Source organism: Pseudomonas sp. MF6394 (assembly GCF_002018845.1).
GTDB classification, from domain to species: Bacteria; Pseudomonadota; Gammaproteobacteria; order Pseudomonadales; family Pseudomonadaceae; genus Aquipseudomonas; species Aquipseudomonas lactis.
The window spans coordinates 174,622-189,166 of sequence record NZ_MVOJ01000005.1; the positions used below are offsets into that span (position 1 = coordinate 174,622).

The window sequence follows — 14,545 nt, forward strand, 5'->3', positions numbered from 1 at the left end:
GATGCAAAAAAGGCGCCCTCGTAAGGCGCCTTTTTTCTACCAGTAGTTTTCTACCGCCACCTGGCCAGGCCGTCGGCTCAGGCTCAGTTGCATGTCCCGCTGCTTGAGCAACTGGCGCGTGTCATCGACCATCTGCGGGTTGCCGCAAATCAGTACGCGCGAATCCTGCGCCGTCAGCTCCACGCCGGCGGCCCGCTCCAATTCGCCATTTTCGATCAGGGCCGTAATACGCCCGTTCAACGCGCCCGGATGCAGCTCGCGGGTGACGATGGGAATGTAGGTGAGCTTGTGGGCGTAATCGGCCAGGTACTCACGCTCACCCAGTGTGTTGATCAGCGACTGGTAGGCCAGTTCCTTGGCTTCCCGGGCGCTGTACACCAGGATGATGCGCTCGAATTTTTCCCAGGCTTCGAAGTCCTGCAGGATCGACAGGAACGGCGCGACGCCCGTACCGGTTCCCAGCAACCACAGGTCACGCCCGTCGACAAAGCGGCTGAGGGTCAGAAACCCGGTGGCCTGGCGCTCTACCAGCAAGGTATCGCCCACCTTCAGGCGGCTCAGTTCACTGGTGAACTCACCGCCGGGGACCACGATGGAAAAGAAATCCAGATGCTCGTCAAACGGCGAAGACACGATGGAATAGGCACGCCAGACGGTACTGCCATCCGCCTTGGTAACGCCCAGGCGCACAAACTGGCCGGCGGTAAAACGAAAACCGGCATCGCGGGTGGTGCGCAAGGTGAACAGGCTGGGGGTCAGCGATTGCACATCGAGCAGGGTCTGGCGGGTAAATTTCTCAGCACTGGCCGTCATGGGGGGCTCCGTTTTGCACAGGCCGTTAGTGTCCCTCAAAACAGACCGCGCAAACACCGATGATTGGTACTGGCTTTGCAATCGCTGAAGGCTCGCGCAGCTGGCGCGCACGTTTTTTGAGCCAGCCAGGGGCTAAACCATGAGCGCCTCACTGGAACTAATTATTTGGCTATTAATGCCCCCCGAACACCTCACTAGATGAAACGGCACTTACAACGACATCATTTTGATACTGTTTTTAAGACATTAAAAATATTGAAAAAAAAGCCGCTGCCAAGCGCTCTTATACAAAGCCCAAAGTCTTGTACAAAGCCGGCGAGCGAAACAAACCCTGTAAGTAAAATATTTTTCAGACTCAGTTGTAGGACTTCCCCTACACTTGTTTTCGAGTTGCATTGGGAGATCAGGACGTACCCAAGTCACACAGAAACCTATGGAGAGTCACCGATGGTCAATTGGCATAACACCCGGCTGCCCAAGCTGGAAGGCGAGAGTGAAATCACCAGTGTGTTTGAGATGGTGATTAACCACACCTATGAGCTGGGTTTCGAATATTGCTCTTTTACGATGAGCTCCCAGTCACAAGACACTCAAACAAAACCCATTCTATTCAATAACTATCCAAACGAATGGAGCCACATTTATAAACAAGCACACTACTTCGATGTAGACCCCGTTGTAACCCACTGCAAAAATTCGGTACTGCCCATTCTCTGGGAGCAAAAAACCTTTGCCAACACCCCCCAGTTGTGGGAGTTGGCCCAGTCATGCGGGGTGCATTTAGGCTGGACCCAAGCCGTGCATGATTTCCAAGGTGTGTTCAGCATGCTGACCCTGGTTCGCAGCAAGGGCGAGGTCAGCCCTGAAGAGCTTTACGAAAAAGCCGGCCAGGTGTTGTGGCTTTGCCACGCGATGCATGCGGTCGTCGCGCAGAAGTACGCCGACGCGCCCGAGATCAAAGCGCCCAGCAAATTGACCGCCCGGGAAACGGAAATCCTCAAGTGGTCTGCGATGGGCAAGACGGCCTCCGAGATTGCCGCGATTCTTTGCCTGTCCGAACGCACCGTGGGCTTTCATATCAGCAGTACCTTCAAGAAGCTGGGCGTGCATAACAAGATCCAGGCGGTGCTGCGTGCCGCTAAAGCCGGGCTGTTTTAACCTACGCAAAACACCGCATGTCATCGCGTTGAAAAAAACGTAACATTTACGGCCAATTCTGAGTGTTGAGGGTGCGCTTCCCATGGTTGCCCCGCCGTTCACTCAGACGGTCCGTCGATTACCCAGAGCCTTGCCCCACCATGCCCCTGCTTGACAGCCCTTTCGCCCAGCTCGACCTGATTCGTCAGCCAGAGCAACACAATGATCCGCTGCAAGCCTTCGATGCCGCCGACGAATACCTGCTCAGCCACCTCGCCGCGCAACAGCCCACTGCCGCCACCCGCGTGCTGGTCCTCAATGACAGCTTCGGCGCCCTGGCGGCCAGCCTTCAAGGCCAGGTGCAGGTGACCTCCAGCGGTGACTCGTTCCTCGCCGCTCAAGGCCTGGAAAAAAACCTGATGCGCAACGGCAAACCCTTTGATGCCGTGCCCTTCATACCGGCCAGCCAGCTTGCGACCGGGCCATTCGATCGCGTATTGATCCGCGTGCCGAAAACCCTGGCGTTGCTGGAAGAACAACTGATCCGCCTGCAAGGGCAACTGGCGCCCGGCGCCGAGGTGATCGCAGGTGCGATGGTCAAGCATTTGCCCAGGGCCGCAGGCGAGTTGCTGGAGCGTTACATCGGCCCCATGCACGCCTCATTGGCGGTCAAAAAGGCGCGGCTGTTGATCGCCAGCGTCGAGGCCCGTCCTGCTGCGGTCTCGCCCTACCCGACCCGCTATACCCTGGATGCTCCGGTCATCGAGTTGCGTAACCACGCCAACGTGTTTTGCCGCGAAGGCCTGGACATCGGCACCCGCGCCTTCCTGCCGCACCTGCCAAAAAACCTGGGCAGCGCCCGCGTGGCGGACCTGGGCTGCGGCAACGGCGTACTGGCAATTGCCAGCGCCCTGCACAACCCCGACGCGCATTACACCTTGGTGGATGAGTCGTACATGGCGGTGCAATCGGCCGCCGAAAACTGGCAAGCCGCCTTGGGTGAACGGGACGTCACCGTGCATGCCGGCGACGGCCTGGCCGGCCAGGAGCCGCAGTCGCTGGACGTGGTGCTGTGCAACCCACCGTTCCACCAACAACAAGTGGTCGGTGACTTCCTCGCCTGGCGCATGTTCCAGCAGGCACGCGAAGCGCTGGTGGTCGGTGGCGCCTTGTACATCGTCGGCAATCGTCACCTGGGCTACCACAGCAAGCTGGCGCGGCTGTTCCGTGGCGTCGAGCAAGTAGCCGCCACGCCCAAGTTCGTCATCCTCAAAGCGCGAAAATAAAAAACCCCTGCTTACTTGTAGGAGCGAGCTTGCTCGCGAAAAACCTGAGAATACCGCGGGGCGCCAGGCACCCCGCGTTATCGTTGACGTTTTTCGCGAGCAAGCTCGCTCCTACATTATTGGTATGGGTGTCAGTGGGTGCTCAGGCCTGCCGCATTCATGAACATGCGCATCAGGCTGGCCACCACGAACAGGGCCAGCACGCTACCGGTCCAGATCATCGCCAGCCACCCCAGACGCCGCCACAACGGCTGCTTCTCGGCCTGTTCAATCTCGTGCAACGAAGGTTTGGACATGTTTCAACCCTCCTAGTGATAGCCGTCTTCGTGGGTGACCTTGCCGCGGAACACGTAGTAGCTCCAGAAGGTGTAGCCCAGGATGAACGGGATGATGAACAGCGTGCCCACCAGCATGAAGCCCTGGCTTTGCGGCGGCGCGGCGGCATCCCAGATCGACACGGACGGCGGGATGATGTTCGGCCACAGGCTGATCCCCAGGCCGCTGTAGCCGAGGAAAATCAGCACCAGCGTCAACAGGAACGGCGTGTAGTGCGCGTTACGTGCCACGGCGCGGATCAAACCGTACATGGTGACCAGCACCAGGATCGGCACCGGCAGGAACCAGAACAGATTCGGCAGGGTAAACCAGCGCGAAGCGATTTCCGGGTGGGTCAGCGGCGTCCAGATGCTGACGATACCAATCACCGCCAACACCACAAAGGCCAAAGGCCGCGCCAGGTTGTGCATCTGCTCCTGCAACTTGCCTTCGGTCTTCATGATCAGCCAGGTGCAGCCGAGCAAGGCATACGCCACGATCAGCGCCACACCGCAGAACATCGTGAACGGCGTGAGCCAGTCCAGTGAGCCGCCGGCGAACTGGCGGTCCACCACGGGGATGCCGTCGATAAAGGCACCCAGCGCCACGCCCTGGAAGAAGGTCGCCGCCAGCGAGCCGCCAATAAACGCCTTATCCCACAGGTGACGCTTGTGGTCCTTGGCCTTGAAGCGGAACTCAAAGGCCACGCCGCGGAAGATCAGCCCGATCAGCATCAGGATCAGCGGCAGGTACAGCGCCGACAACACCACCGAATAGGCCAGCGGGAACGCGCCGAATAACGCCGCGCCGCCAAGTACCAGCCAGGTTTCGTTGCCGTCCCATACGGGCGCCACGGTGTTCATCATCACGTCACGGTCGACTTTGCCCGGGATAAACGGGAAAAGAATGCCGATCCCCAGGTCGAAGCCGTCCATGACCACGTACATCATGATGCCGAAGATGATGATCACGGCCCAGATCAGCGGAAGATCAATACCCATCTCAATTCCCCTTGTGCTGGATGTGGTCGTGGTCGTTATCACTGCCATCGTCGGCAGCAGACAACGGACGCGCGGGGGTGCGTTTCTGGCCAGGGCCGCCGTGGGCTGGCTCAGTACTGTCGTGGGTTACAGGGCCTTTGCGCACCAGGCGCATCATGTAGCCCAGGCCCGCGCCGAACAGTGCGAAGTACACCACCACGAACAACACCAGCGTAATGGTCATCTGCGTCAGGCTATGCCCGGAGGAGGCATCCGCCGTGCGCATCAACCCGTAGACCACCCAGGGCTGGCGACCGATTTCGGTGGTGAACCAACCGGCCAGAATCGCAATCAGGCCAGATGGGCCCATCCACAACGCCAGGTACAGGAACGGCTTGGACGTGTACATCTTGTCGCCCCGGCGCAGCCACAGGCTGAACAGACCGGTGAAGATCATCAGGAACCCCAGGCCGACCATGACCCGGAACGACCAGAACACAATGGTCGAGTTGGGACGGTCTTCAGGCGGGAACTCCTTGAGCGCCGGCACCTGCTTGTCCAGAGAGTGAGTCAGGATCAGGCTGCCCAGGTACGGAATCTCGACGGCATATTTGGTTTTCTCGGCTTTCATGTCCGGCCAGCCGAACAGGATCAACGGCGTGGGCTCGTTGCCGATATTTTCCCAGTGGCCTTCAATCGCCGCGATTTTGGCCGGCTGATGTTTGAGGGTATTAAGGCCATGGAAGTCGCCGATCACTGCCTGGATGGGCGCAACGATCAGCGCCATCCACATCGCCATCGAGAGCATTTTGCGGATCGCCGGGTTGTCCTTGCCGCGCAGCAGATGCCAGGCCGCCGACGAGCCGACGAAGAACGCCGTGGCAACAAAAGCAGCCGTGGCCATGTGCATCAGGCGATAGGGGAACGACGGGTTGAAGATCACCGCCAGCCAGTCAGTCGGTATCACGCGGCCATCGATGATTTCAAAGCCCTGGGGCGTCTGCATCCAGCTGTTGGAGGCAAGAATCCAGAACGTGGAGATCAACGTACCCACGGCCACCATCACCGTGGCGAAGAAGTGCAGCTTGCGCCCCACCTTGTTCCAGCCGAACAACATCACGCCCAGGAAACCGGCCTCGAGGAAGAAGGCCGTGAGCACTTCGTACGTCAGCAACGGCCCGGTGACAGAACCGGCGAAGTCCGAGAACCGGCTCCAGTTGGTGCCGAACTGGTAGGCCATGACCAGGCCCGATACCACACCCATGCCGAAGTTGACGGCAAAGATCTTCGACCAGAAATGGTAGAGGTCACGGTAGGTGTCGTTGTGGGTCTTGAGCCACAAGCCCTCCAGCACCGCAAGGTAACTGGCCAGGCCGATGGTGATCGCCGGGAACAGGATGTGGAATGAGATGGTGAACGCGAATTGAATTCGGGCGAGATCTAGCGCCTCCAAACCGAACATAAGTCTTCCTCTGTCAGGTAATACCGGCTGCTGGCTGGGAGCCTGCACCCACTGCCCCCACGGATATGGAGTGTGGCGAATTTCAATTCGTTTCTTTTATTACCCATCGCGTGGGGAATCTGGCCTTGCGGCCGCCAGAACAATCCCGGGGCAGGTTTTGATCTGGATCAAGCATCGTTGAAAGAATAGTCCCATTTTTGCGGTAGGACTGTGTGGTCTTTTGCCGCGTGACAGCTTGCCTCAGCTCAGTTCTTGCAACTATTTGTTACAGCTTGATGCTAATCTCGCCCTTCTCCCGTTGCCGACCTGATTGCCGATGCCCAGTGAACCTGCGTTGCTGTTACGTCACCACCGCCCTTTCATCGCGTTCTGGCTGGCGCGGATCTTTACCGCCAGCGGTTTCCAGATGCTCACCGTGGCGATCGGCTGGAACCTCTACCAACTGACCGGCAATGTGCTGGACCTGGGCCTGGTCGGCCTGGTGGAATTCATACCGCGCGTACTGTTCATGCTGCACACCGGGCACGTGGCGGATCGCTATGAGCGCCGCCGGGTCGCGGCCATCTGCCAGACCTTACAAGCGCTGATTGCCTTGTCCTTAGCCATCGGTGGCCTGACCGGCAACGTGACCCGCGAGATGATCTTTATTCTCGCCTTCCTGCTGGGCGCCGCCCGTTCGTTTGAAATGCCCACCACCCAGGCGCTGTTGCCGAGCATCGTGCCCAGCGCGCTGTTCCCCCGCGCCGTGGCCGCTTCGCAATCGGCCCAGCAACTGGCGACCATCGTCGCACCGGCCCTGGGCGGCCTGCTTTACGCGTTTGGCAGCGTGTGGGTGTACGGCCCCACCGTGGCGCTGTACCTGATCGCCTGCGTGCTGACCCTGAACCTGCCCGCACGCCAGACCCCGCTGAACAAAGCCAAGGCCACCCTGGACTCGCTGCTGGCCGGCATTCGCTTTATCCGCAGCCGCCCGGACATTCTCGGCGCCATCTCCCTGGACCTGTTTGCCGTGCTGCTGGGCGGCGCCACCGCGCTGTTGCCGGTGTTCGCCAAGGACATCTTGCTGACCGGCGCCTGGGGCCTGGGCCTGCTGCGGTCGGCGCCGGCCGTGGGCGCGTTGCTGATGTCACTGTGGCTGGCGCGCTTTTCGGTGGACCGCCAGGTGGGCCGCGTGATGTTCACCGCCGTCGGCGTGTTTGGCGTAGCAACCATTGCCTTCGGCCTGTCGACCTCATTCTGGTTTTCCCTGGCGGTGCTGGTGGTACTGGGCGCGGCGGACATGATCAGCATGGTGATCCGTGCGTCGTTCGTGCAGTTGGAAACGCCTGATGAAATGCGCGGGCGGGTGAGTGCGGTCAATGGCCTGTTTATCGGCGCCTCGAATCAATTGGGCGAGTTCGAATCCGGGATAACCGCCCACTGGTTTGGCACCGTGCCTGCGGTGGTGATGGGCGGGGTTGGCACGCTGGTGGTGACTGGGGTGTGGATCAAGCTGTTCCCGACCCTGGCTAACCGGGATCGCATGCATGTGCCGGTGGAAGAAACCAAGTTATAGGCTTCACCGCCCGACCTGAGGTTGGAATACAGTCAATGTGGGAGCGGGCTTGCTCGCGAGTGCAGTGTGTCATTCAGTACATCACTGACTGAACCACCGCATTCGCGAGCAAGCCCGCTCCCACATTTTAAATCACCTTATCCAAGGTAATCGGAAACGCCCGCACCCGCTTGCCGGTGGCATGGTAAACCGCATTCGCCACCGCCGCCGCCACCCCGACAATGCCGATTTCCCCCACGCCCTTGGACCCGAGCGCATTGACGATCTCGTCGTGCTCTTCGACAAACAGCACATCAATCTCGCCAATATCGGCGTTCACCGGGATGTGGTATTCGGCCAGGCTGTGGTTCATGTAGCGTCCCAGTTGGTGGTCGACCTGAGTCTCTTCATGCAGGGCCATGCCAATGCCCCATACCACGCCGCCGAGGATCTGGCTGCGGGCCATCTTGGGGTTGACCACGCGCCCGGCGGCAATGGCGCTGACCACACGGCTGACCTTGATGGTGCCAAGGTCTTCATCCACCCGCACTTCGACGAACACCGCCGAGTGAGTAGCGCTGGCATAACCCTCGCGCTTCTTGTCGGGCTGGCTGTCGACCTGTACCTCCAGGGCCTCTTCACCGCTGTCCTTGACCAATTGCGCCAACGACACGCTCACGTCACCGCTGTGTAGCTGGCCGTCTTCAAACCGAACCGAATCGGCCTCCTTGAATACCGGGTAAGTCTGCCGGGCGATCTCCAGCAACTTGGCATTCAGCGCTTCGCACGCTTGCTGCACGGCAGTGCCGACAGACGAGACGGTAAACGAGCCACCCTGCAACGGCGCAGTGGGCAACGACGAATCGCCCAGCACAAAGCGCACGTCGGCCATCGCCACGCCACTGGCCTGGGCGGCGATCTGGGTCATCACGGTATAGGTGCCGGTGCCAATGTCGGTGGTGGCGCTGCTGACGGTGAGCGTGCCCTCGGCATCGAGGCGCGCCTTGGCGCTGGCCTTCATCTGCATGGCTTCCCACACGCCGCCGGCCATGCCCCAGCCGATCAACTGGCGGCCGTCGCGCATGCTGCGCGGTTCCGGGTTGCGCTGGCTCCAGCCGAAGCGTTCGGCGCCTTCGCTGTAGCACTCGCGCAGGGCCTTGCTCGACCAGGGTTTGTCTTCGTTCTGGTTACGTTCGGCGTAGTTGATCAGGCGCAATTGCACCGGATCGATGGCCAGGGCGCAGGCCAGTTCGTCCATGGCACATTCCAGGCCGATCACACCCAGTGCCGCACCGGGGGCGCGCATGTCCAGTGGGGTAAACACGTCCAACGGCGCCAGCTTGTAGGTCAGTTGCACGTTGTCGCAGTGATAGAGCATGCCGCTCCACTCCACCACGTGCTCGCTGAAATCCTCGAAGCGCGACGTCTGGCCAATCGCGGTATGCCCCAGCGCCAGCAAGCGCCCATTGGCGGCGGCGCCCATCTGCAAACGCTGCAAGGTGCGCGGGCGATAGCCGAAGGTGAACATCTGCTGGCGCGTCAGGGTGACGCGCACCGAGCGCTTGAGCGCCATGGCCGCCATCACCGCGAGCGGCAATTGGTATTGCGGGCGCAGGCCCGAACCGAAGGCGCCACCGACGAAAGCGGCAAAGATGCGCACCTGGCTCTTATCCAAGCCGAAGACTTTTTGCACATAGGCCTGGCAGTTCTGCGGGCCTTGGGTCTTGTCGTGAATATGCAGGCTGCCGTCGGGCTGATACAGCACGGTGCTGGCGTGGGGCTCCATCGGATTGTGATGCTCGATGGGCGTGCTGTAGTGCAAGTCCAGACTGATTGCAGCACCGGCCCATTCAGCCTCGAAGTTGCCTCGCGGTTTGGGTGGGCTCTGGGGCGACGGGTGCGCCGCCGCTTGCTGGGTGAGCAGGTCGGTTTCGAAGGCTTCAGGCGCGTAGTCGATCTGCACCAGTGAGCCGGCATGCCGCGCCAGTTCAAGGTTATCGGCGATCACCAGGGCCAGGGGCTGGCCGCTGTAGAGCACGCGGTCGTTATACAGCGGGCGAAAGGGCGAGCCATCGGCCGCATCGGCATCAGCGAACGCCTCGTCATAGCTGGCGATATTCGGCCGGTTAAGGTGATGGATCACGTCCACCACACCCGGCAACGCCAACGCCTTGGACGCATCGATGCGCACCACCCGGCCTTTGGCGATCGAACTCGACACCACGCTGCCATGCAGCAGGCCGTTCTCGGGAAATTCACCGGCGTAGCGCGCTTGGCCGGTGACCTTGAGCAGACCGTCGACGCGGTCCAGGGGTTTGCCGATAGCGCTCATGGCTGTTCTCCTGCGACGGCGGCGTCGCTCAGGGCACGAATGATTGCGCGCCGCGCCAGCTTGACCTTGAAGCCATTGTGTTCCAACGGTTCGGCGTCTTGCAGCAGGGCGTCGGCGGCGGCGCTGAAGGTTTCGCGGCTGACCGTGCGGCCAATCAGCAAGGCTTCCACTGCGCGGTCACGCCACGGTTTATGCGCCACACCGCCCAAGGCCAGGCGGGCGTCGATGATTTCATCACCGTCCAGCTCCAAGGCGGCAGCCACCGACACCAAGGCGAAGGCATAGGAGGCACGGTCGCGGATCTTCAGGTAATGGCTGTGGCGGGCCAGGTGATCGGCGGGCAGTTCAATCGCGGTGATCAGCTCATCGTCGGCCAATTGGTTGTCGCGTTGCGGCGCATCGCCTGGCAAGCGGTGGAAGTCGGCGAACTCGATCACCCGGGGGCCGCCACGGCCTTCTACATGCACCTGCGCCTGGAGTGCCGCCAGGGCCACGCACATGTCCGAAGGATGGGTGGCCACGCACTGTTCACTGGCGCCGAGGATCGCATGGATACGGTTCAAACCGTTGCGCGCCGGGCAGCCGCTGCCGGGCTGGCGTTTGTTGCACGGCACCGCGGCGTCGTAGAAGTAATAGCAACGGGTGCGCTGCAACAGGTTGCCGCCGGTACTGGCCATGTTGCGTAACTGCGGCGATGCCCCGGCGAGGATGGCCTGGGACAGCAACGGATAACGCTGCTCGATCAACGGGTGCCAGGCTAGGTCGGCGTTGCTTACCAGCGCACCGATACGCAAGCCACCTTCGGCAGTTTCTTGAATGTCATGCAGCGGCAAGCCGGTGATGTCGATCAGGTGCTCTGGATGGCTGATGTTTTCTTTCATCAGGTCCAGCAGGTTGGTGCCACCGGCGATAAAGCGCGAGGCGGCGCTGCTCATCTGCACGGCCTGCTGCACCTCGGTCGGCCTGCTGTAGTGGAAGGGGTTCATGACTCACCTCCCTGGCGGCGGCAGGCCGGCAGCGCGTCTTCGATGGCATCGCGGATGTTGTTATAGGCGCCGCAGCGGCACAGGTTGCCGCTCATCAATTCCTGGATCTGCGCACGGTCGTTTGCGCGGCCTTCATTGACCAAGCCTATGGCGGAACAGATCTGGCCCGGCGTGCAATAGCCGCACTGGAACGCGTCGTGCTGGATAAAGGCCTGTTGCATGGGGTGCAGTTGGTCGCCGTCGGCCAGGCCTTCGATGGTGGTCAACTCGGCGCCGTCGCACATCACCGCCAGGGTCAGGCAGGCATTCACGCGTTTGCCGTCACGCAACACGGTGCAGGCGCCGCACTGGCCGTGGTCGCAGCCTTTTTTGCTGCCCACCAGGTCCAACTGCTCACGCAGCAAGTCCAGCAAGGTGGTCCAGGGCAACACGTTCAGTTGGCGAGCCTGGCCGTTGAGTGTCAGGCGTATCGGGTGGGCGACGAACGGCTGGGCCGCCGCGCCATTGGGGGTCGCGCTCATAAACACCTCACGGGTTGGTGTACGTCCGCGGCGTTCAGGAAAATCGCCGTCTTAGGGGTACGACTTCCGGGTGTTTTGAGCGTTCAAGATGATTGATCAGCGGATATTGAGCTGGGCTTTCAGGGTGTTTTTCGGTGGGTTGATCGAGGTATTGGTGAATTCGAACCAGCCCTGGGCCTGGACGTTCAGGTCGAACACATAGATGTAGCCCATCAAGGTGCCCACGCCGTTGCACGCCTCACTGATGTTGCCGACCTGGCAGACCGCCGTGCGCTGGCCGTTGAGTACCGCGCCATTGAATTGACCGACGGGATTGTTGCCCAAGCCGACCTCCATCACTGAAACCTTGGTGGGCCCGCGGTGCTCGCACATCTGGGTGGTGTTGACCCGCTCCGGGATCGCTTCGCTGCACTTGGCCGATTCCACCTTGAACACCCGCACCTCGCTCAAGGCCGGTGCAGTCGCGCCCCACGCCGGTGCCGCACCCAGCCACAGGCCGATACTGGCGATCAGAGCTAGACTCCACGGGTTGGCTTTTTTCATGCTGTCGATGACCGGCTGTTGAACGTCGGCGCAGTATGCCTCAAGCCCATGCGCCACACAGCCTCGGCTGCTGGTATGATGCGCCGCTTTTTCCGATCCTCTCTTGAATCCACAAGCGCTTGGCGCAGTTTGTGCTTTGACTTAGAGGTCAACAAATCACGACGCACACTAGCGTCACAGGGAGCCGGCATGCTGGAAAAGCTGTTTCAACTCAAAGCCCACAACACCAATGTGCGCACCGAGATTCTCGCGGGGATCACCACCTTTCTGGCCATGGCCTACATCCTGTTCGTAAACCCGAGCATCCTCGGCGAGACCGGCATGGACAAGGGCGCGGTGTTTGTCGCCACCTGCCTGGCGGCGGCCATTGGTTCGACCGTGATGGGCCTGATCGCCAACTACCCGATTGCCCTGGCACCGGGCATGGGCCTCAACGCGTTCTTCACCTACACCGTGGTCTTGCACATGGGCCACACCTGGCAGGTGGCGCTGGGCGCGGTATTCATTTCGGCGGTGCTGTTCTTCCTGCTGTCGATCTTCCGCATTCGTGAGTGGATCATCAACGCCATCCCCCTGCCCCTGCGCTCGGCGATTGCCGCCGGCATCGGCCTGTTCCTGGCGCTGATCGCCCTGCATAACGCCGGTATCGTGGTGAGCAACCCGGCCACCATGGTGGGCCTGGGCGACCTGAAACAACCGGCGCCGATCCTGGCCACCCTGGGTTTCGTGCTGATCGTCGCGCTGGAAGCCCTGGCCGTACGCGGCGCGGTGCTGATCGGCATCCTGGCGGTGACCGTCGCCTCCATCGTCCTGGGCTTCACGCCGTTCATCGGCGTGACTTCGGTACCGCCGTCTCTGGCCCCGACCTTCCTGCAGCTGGACATCAAGGGCGCGCTGGACATCGGCCTGGTCAGCGTGATCTTCGCCTTCCTGTTCGTTGATCTGTTCGACAACTCCGGCACCCTGATCGGCGTCGCCAAGCGCGCCGGCCTGATGGGCAAGGACGGCCATATGCCGAAAATGGGCCGTGCGCTGATTGCCGACAGTACCGCTGCCATGGCCGGTTCCCTGCTGGGTACCTCGACCACCACCAGCTACATCGAATCGGCCGCAGGCGTGAGCGCCGGTGGCCGCACCGGCTTGACCGCCGTCGTGGTCGCGATCCTGTTTTTGCTGGCGTTGTTCTTCTCGCCACTGGCCGCCAGCGTGCCGGCCTATGCCACCGCGCCAGCCTTGCTGTTTGTGGCGGTGCTGATGAGCCAAGGCCTGGCCGAAATCGACTGGGACGACATTACGGTGGCAGCGCCGGTGGTGATCACCGCCCTGGCGATGCCCTTCACTTACTCCATCGCCAACGGCATCGCCTTCGGTTTCATCGCCTGGACCGCCATCAAGCTGCTTTCGGGCCGCTACCGTGAGCTGAACCCGGCACTGGTGATCCTGTCGATCCTGTTTGTGATCAAGCTGGGCTGGTTCAACGCATGACTTTTGACGCCGCAAGCTACACCGCTCAACTGCAAGACAAGGTCACGCGCCTGCGTGACCTGCTGGCACCGTTCGACGCGCCCGAGCCGCAGGTCTTCGACTCGCCGCTGCAGCACTTTCGCCTGCGTGCGGAGTTCCGCCTGTGGCGCGAAGGCGGCGAGCGCCACTACGCGATGTTCTCCCAGGAGGACAAGCGCACGCCGATCCTCATCGAAGAATTCCCCATCGCCAGCCAGCGCATCAACCAGTTGATGCCGCAACTCAAGGCCGCCTGGCAAGCCAGCGCTGCCCTGAGCCACAAGCTGTTCCAGGTGGAGTTCCTCACCACCCTGGCCGGCGACGCGATGATCACCCTGTGTTATCACCGCCCGTTGGATGAGCATTGGCACACCGCCGCGAACAAATTGGCCGCTGAGCTGAATGTAAGCATCATCGGTCGCTCCAAGGGCAAGCGCGATGTGATCGGCCATGACTATGTGGTGGAAAAAATCGACGTCGGTGGCCGCACCTTCAGCTACCGCCAACCCGAAGGCGCGTTCACCCAGCCCAACGGCACGGTGAACCAGAAGATGCTCAACTGGGCCTATGAAGCGCTGGGCGACCGCCCGGACGATTTGCTGGAGCTGTATTGCGGCAACGGCAACTTCACCTTGCCGCTGGCGACCCGCGTGCGCAAGGTGCTGGCCACCGAGATCAGCAAGACCTCGGTGAATGCGGCCCTGAGCAACCTGGATGAGAATGGCGTGGATAACGTCACCCTGGTGCGCCTCTCCGCCGAAGAACTCACCCAAGCCCTGAATGAAGTGCGCCCGTTCCGCCGCCTGCACGGCATCGACCTGAAAAGCTATGAGTTCGGTAGCGTCTTCGTCGACCCGCCCCGCGCTGGCATGGACCCGGACACCTGCGAGCTGACCCGGCGCTTCGACAACATCCTGTACATCTCCTGCAACCCGGAGACGCTGGCGGCGAACATCGCGCAACTGCACGACACGCATCGGATTACCCAGTGCGCAATGTTTGACCAGTTCCCGTGGACGCACCATATGGAATCGGGTGTGTTGCTGACCCGCCGATAAACCTGCGGAGTAGGCGCGAGCTTGCTCGCGAAAAACGTCAACGATAACGCGTGCTTCCTGGATGAACGCGGTGCC

The 14,545-nt window shown here is 61.3% G+C and carries 13 protein-coding genes; 5 read left to right on the top strand and 8 right to left on the bottom strand.

The features are described 5' to 3' along the window. Positions 1-36: 36 nt before the first annotated feature. A complete protein-coding gene (locus tag MF6394_RS07985; RefSeq protein ID WP_078466451.1) occupies positions 37-813 on the bottom strand; it encodes a ferredoxin--NADP reductase in 777 nt (258 codons plus the stop codon). Between the two features lie 447 nt (positions 814-1,260). Between MF6394_RS07985 and MF6394_RS07990 the strand changes: the two genes are divergently transcribed. Then, positions 1,261-1,971, top strand: coding sequence for a helix-turn-helix transcriptional regulator (locus MF6394_RS07990; RefSeq protein ID WP_078466452.1), 711 nt, complete (start codon positions 1,261-1,263; stop codon positions 1,969-1,971). Between the two features lie 140 nt (positions 1,972-2,111). Then, entirely contained in the window at positions 2,112-3,236 is a 1,125-nt protein-coding gene (locus MF6394_RS07995) for a methyltransferase (RefSeq protein ID WP_078466453.1), read from the top strand. 131 nt (positions 3,237-3,367) lie between these two features. Here MF6394_RS07995 and MF6394_RS08000 read toward each other — a convergent pair whose 3' ends face one another. From MF6394_RS08000 to MF6394_RS08010, 3 genes are read right to left on the bottom strand one after another with little or no spacing between them, the layout of a single operon-like run. Beyond that, the gene (locus MF6394_RS08000; RefSeq protein ID WP_003194328.1) at positions 3,368-3,532 is read right to left on the bottom strand and encodes a DUF2474 domain-containing protein; all 165 of its coding nucleotides are present in this window, start codon (positions 3,530-3,532) and stop codon (positions 3,368-3,370) included. Between the two features lie 12 nt (positions 3,533-3,544). After that, positions 3,545-4,552: a cytochrome d ubiquinol oxidase subunit II gene (cydB, locus tag MF6394_RS08005; protein ID WP_014720024.1), complete on the bottom strand. Its 1,008-nt coding sequence runs from the start codon at positions 4,550-4,552 to the stop codon at positions 3,545-3,547. 1 nt (position 4,553) lies between these two features. Next, entirely contained in the window at positions 4,554-5,993 is a 1,440-nt protein-coding gene (locus MF6394_RS08010; protein WP_044268827.1) for a cytochrome ubiquinol oxidase subunit I, read from the bottom strand. A gap of 316 nt (positions 5,994-6,309) precedes the next feature. Here MF6394_RS08010 and MF6394_RS08015 point away from each other — a divergent pair, with 316 nt between their 5' ends. Then, positions 6,310-7,548 (top strand): MFS transporter, encoded by a 1,239-nt coding sequence (locus MF6394_RS08015; protein ID WP_047711834.1) that lies wholly within the window; start codon positions 6,310-6,312, stop codon positions 7,546-7,548. 127 nt (positions 7,549-7,675) lie between these two features. On the opposite strand, the gene MF6394_RS08020 is transcribed toward MF6394_RS08015, so the two are convergent. The 4 genes from MF6394_RS08020 to MF6394_RS08035 all read right to left on the bottom strand — a co-directional run bounded on the left by MF6394_RS08020 (position 7,676) and on the right by MF6394_RS08035 (position 11,909). After that, positions 7,676-9,859 carry a xanthine dehydrogenase family protein molybdopterin-binding subunit gene (locus MF6394_RS08020; protein ID WP_078466454.1) on the bottom strand — a complete coding sequence of 728 codons (2,184 nt, stop codon included), beginning with the start codon at positions 9,857-9,859 and terminating at the stop codon, positions 7,676-7,678. Beyond that, positions 9,856-10,845 carry an FAD binding domain-containing protein gene (locus MF6394_RS08025; protein WP_057711053.1) on the bottom strand — a complete coding sequence of 330 codons (990 nt, stop codon included), beginning with the start codon at positions 10,843-10,845 and terminating at the stop codon, positions 9,856-9,858. Before MF6394_RS08025 ends, MF6394_RS08020 begins: the two co-directional genes overlap by 4 nt. After that, positions 10,842-11,366 carry a (2Fe-2S)-binding protein gene (locus MF6394_RS08030; RefSeq protein WP_044268836.1) on the bottom strand — a complete coding sequence of 175 codons (525 nt, stop codon included), beginning with the start codon at positions 11,364-11,366 and terminating at the stop codon, positions 10,842-10,844. Before MF6394_RS08030 ends, MF6394_RS08025 begins: the two co-directional genes overlap by 4 nt. 96 nt (positions 11,367-11,462) lie before the next feature. Further along, on the bottom strand, positions 11,463-11,909 hold the full coding sequence (locus MF6394_RS08035) for a DUF4879 domain-containing protein (RefSeq protein ID WP_047712254.1): 447 nt from the start codon (positions 11,907-11,909) through the stop codon (positions 11,463-11,465). Positions 11,910-12,098: 189 nt separating this feature from the next. Here MF6394_RS08035 and MF6394_RS08040 point away from each other — a divergent pair, with 189 nt between their 5' ends. After that, complete coding sequence (locus MF6394_RS08040) at positions 12,099-13,394, top strand: NCS2 family permease (protein ID WP_044268839.1); 1,296 nt, start codon at positions 12,099-12,101, stop codon at positions 13,392-13,394. Further along, the gene (trmA, locus tag MF6394_RS08045; RefSeq protein WP_078466455.1) at positions 13,391-14,470 is read left to right on the top strand and encodes a tRNA (uridine(54)-C5)-methyltransferase TrmA; all 1,080 of its coding nucleotides are present in this window, start codon (positions 13,391-13,393) and stop codon (positions 14,468-14,470) included. The genes MF6394_RS08040 and trmA overlap by 4 nt, the downstream gene beginning before the upstream one ends. Positions 14,471-14,545: the final 75 nt, after the last annotated feature.

What these genes read in the sequence shown, in the direction of transcription:
- MF6394_RS08015 (WP_047711834.1), top strand. Translation starts at nt 6,310, where the DNA reads ATGCCCAGTGAACCTGCGTTGCTGTTACGTCACCACCGCCCTTTCATC.
- MF6394_RS07995 (WP_078466453.1), top strand. Translation starts at nt 2,112, where the DNA reads ATGCCCCTGCTTGACAGCCCTTTCGCCCAGCTCGACCTGATTCGTCAG.
- trmA (WP_078466455.1), top strand. Translation starts at nt 13,391, where the DNA reads ATGACTTTTGACGCCGCAAGCTACACCGCTCAACTGCAAGACAAGGTC.
- MF6394_RS08035 (WP_047712254.1), bottom strand. Translation starts at nt 11,909, where the DNA reads ATGAAAAAAGCCAACCCGTGGAGTCTAGCTCTGATCGCCAGTATCGGC.
- MF6394_RS08020 (WP_078466454.1), bottom strand. Translation starts at nt 9,859, where the DNA reads ATGAGCGCTATCGGCAAACCCCTGGACCGCGTCGACGGTCTGCTCAAG.
- MF6394_RS08025 (WP_057711053.1), bottom strand. Translation starts at nt 10,845, where the DNA reads ATGAACCCCTTCCACTACAGCAGGCCGACCGAGGTGCAGCAGGCCGTG.
- MF6394_RS08000 (WP_003194328.1), bottom strand. Translation starts at nt 3,532, where the DNA reads ATGTCCAAACCTTCGTTGCACGAGATTGAACAGGCCGAGAAGCAGCCG.
- cydB (WP_014720024.1), bottom strand. Translation starts at nt 4,552, where the DNA reads ATGGGTATTGATCTTCCGCTGATCTGGGCCGTGATCATCATCTTCGGC.
- MF6394_RS08030 (WP_044268836.1), bottom strand. Translation starts at nt 11,366, where the DNA reads ATGAGCGCGACCCCCAATGGCGCGGCGGCCCAGCCGTTCGTCGCCCAC.
- MF6394_RS08010 (WP_044268827.1), bottom strand. Translation starts at nt 5,993, where the DNA reads ATGTTCGGTTTGGAGGCGCTAGATCTCGCCCGAATTCAATTCGCGTTC.
- MF6394_RS08040 (WP_044268839.1), top strand. Translation starts at nt 12,099, where the DNA reads ATGCTGGAAAAGCTGTTTCAACTCAAAGCCCACAACACCAATGTGCGC.
- MF6394_RS07990 (WP_078466452.1), top strand. Translation starts at nt 1,261, where the DNA reads ATGGTCAATTGGCATAACACCCGGCTGCCCAAGCTGGAAGGCGAGAGT.
- MF6394_RS07985 (WP_078466451.1), bottom strand. Translation starts at nt 813, where the DNA reads ATGACGGCCAGTGCTGAGAAATTTACCCGCCAGACCCTGCTCGATGTG.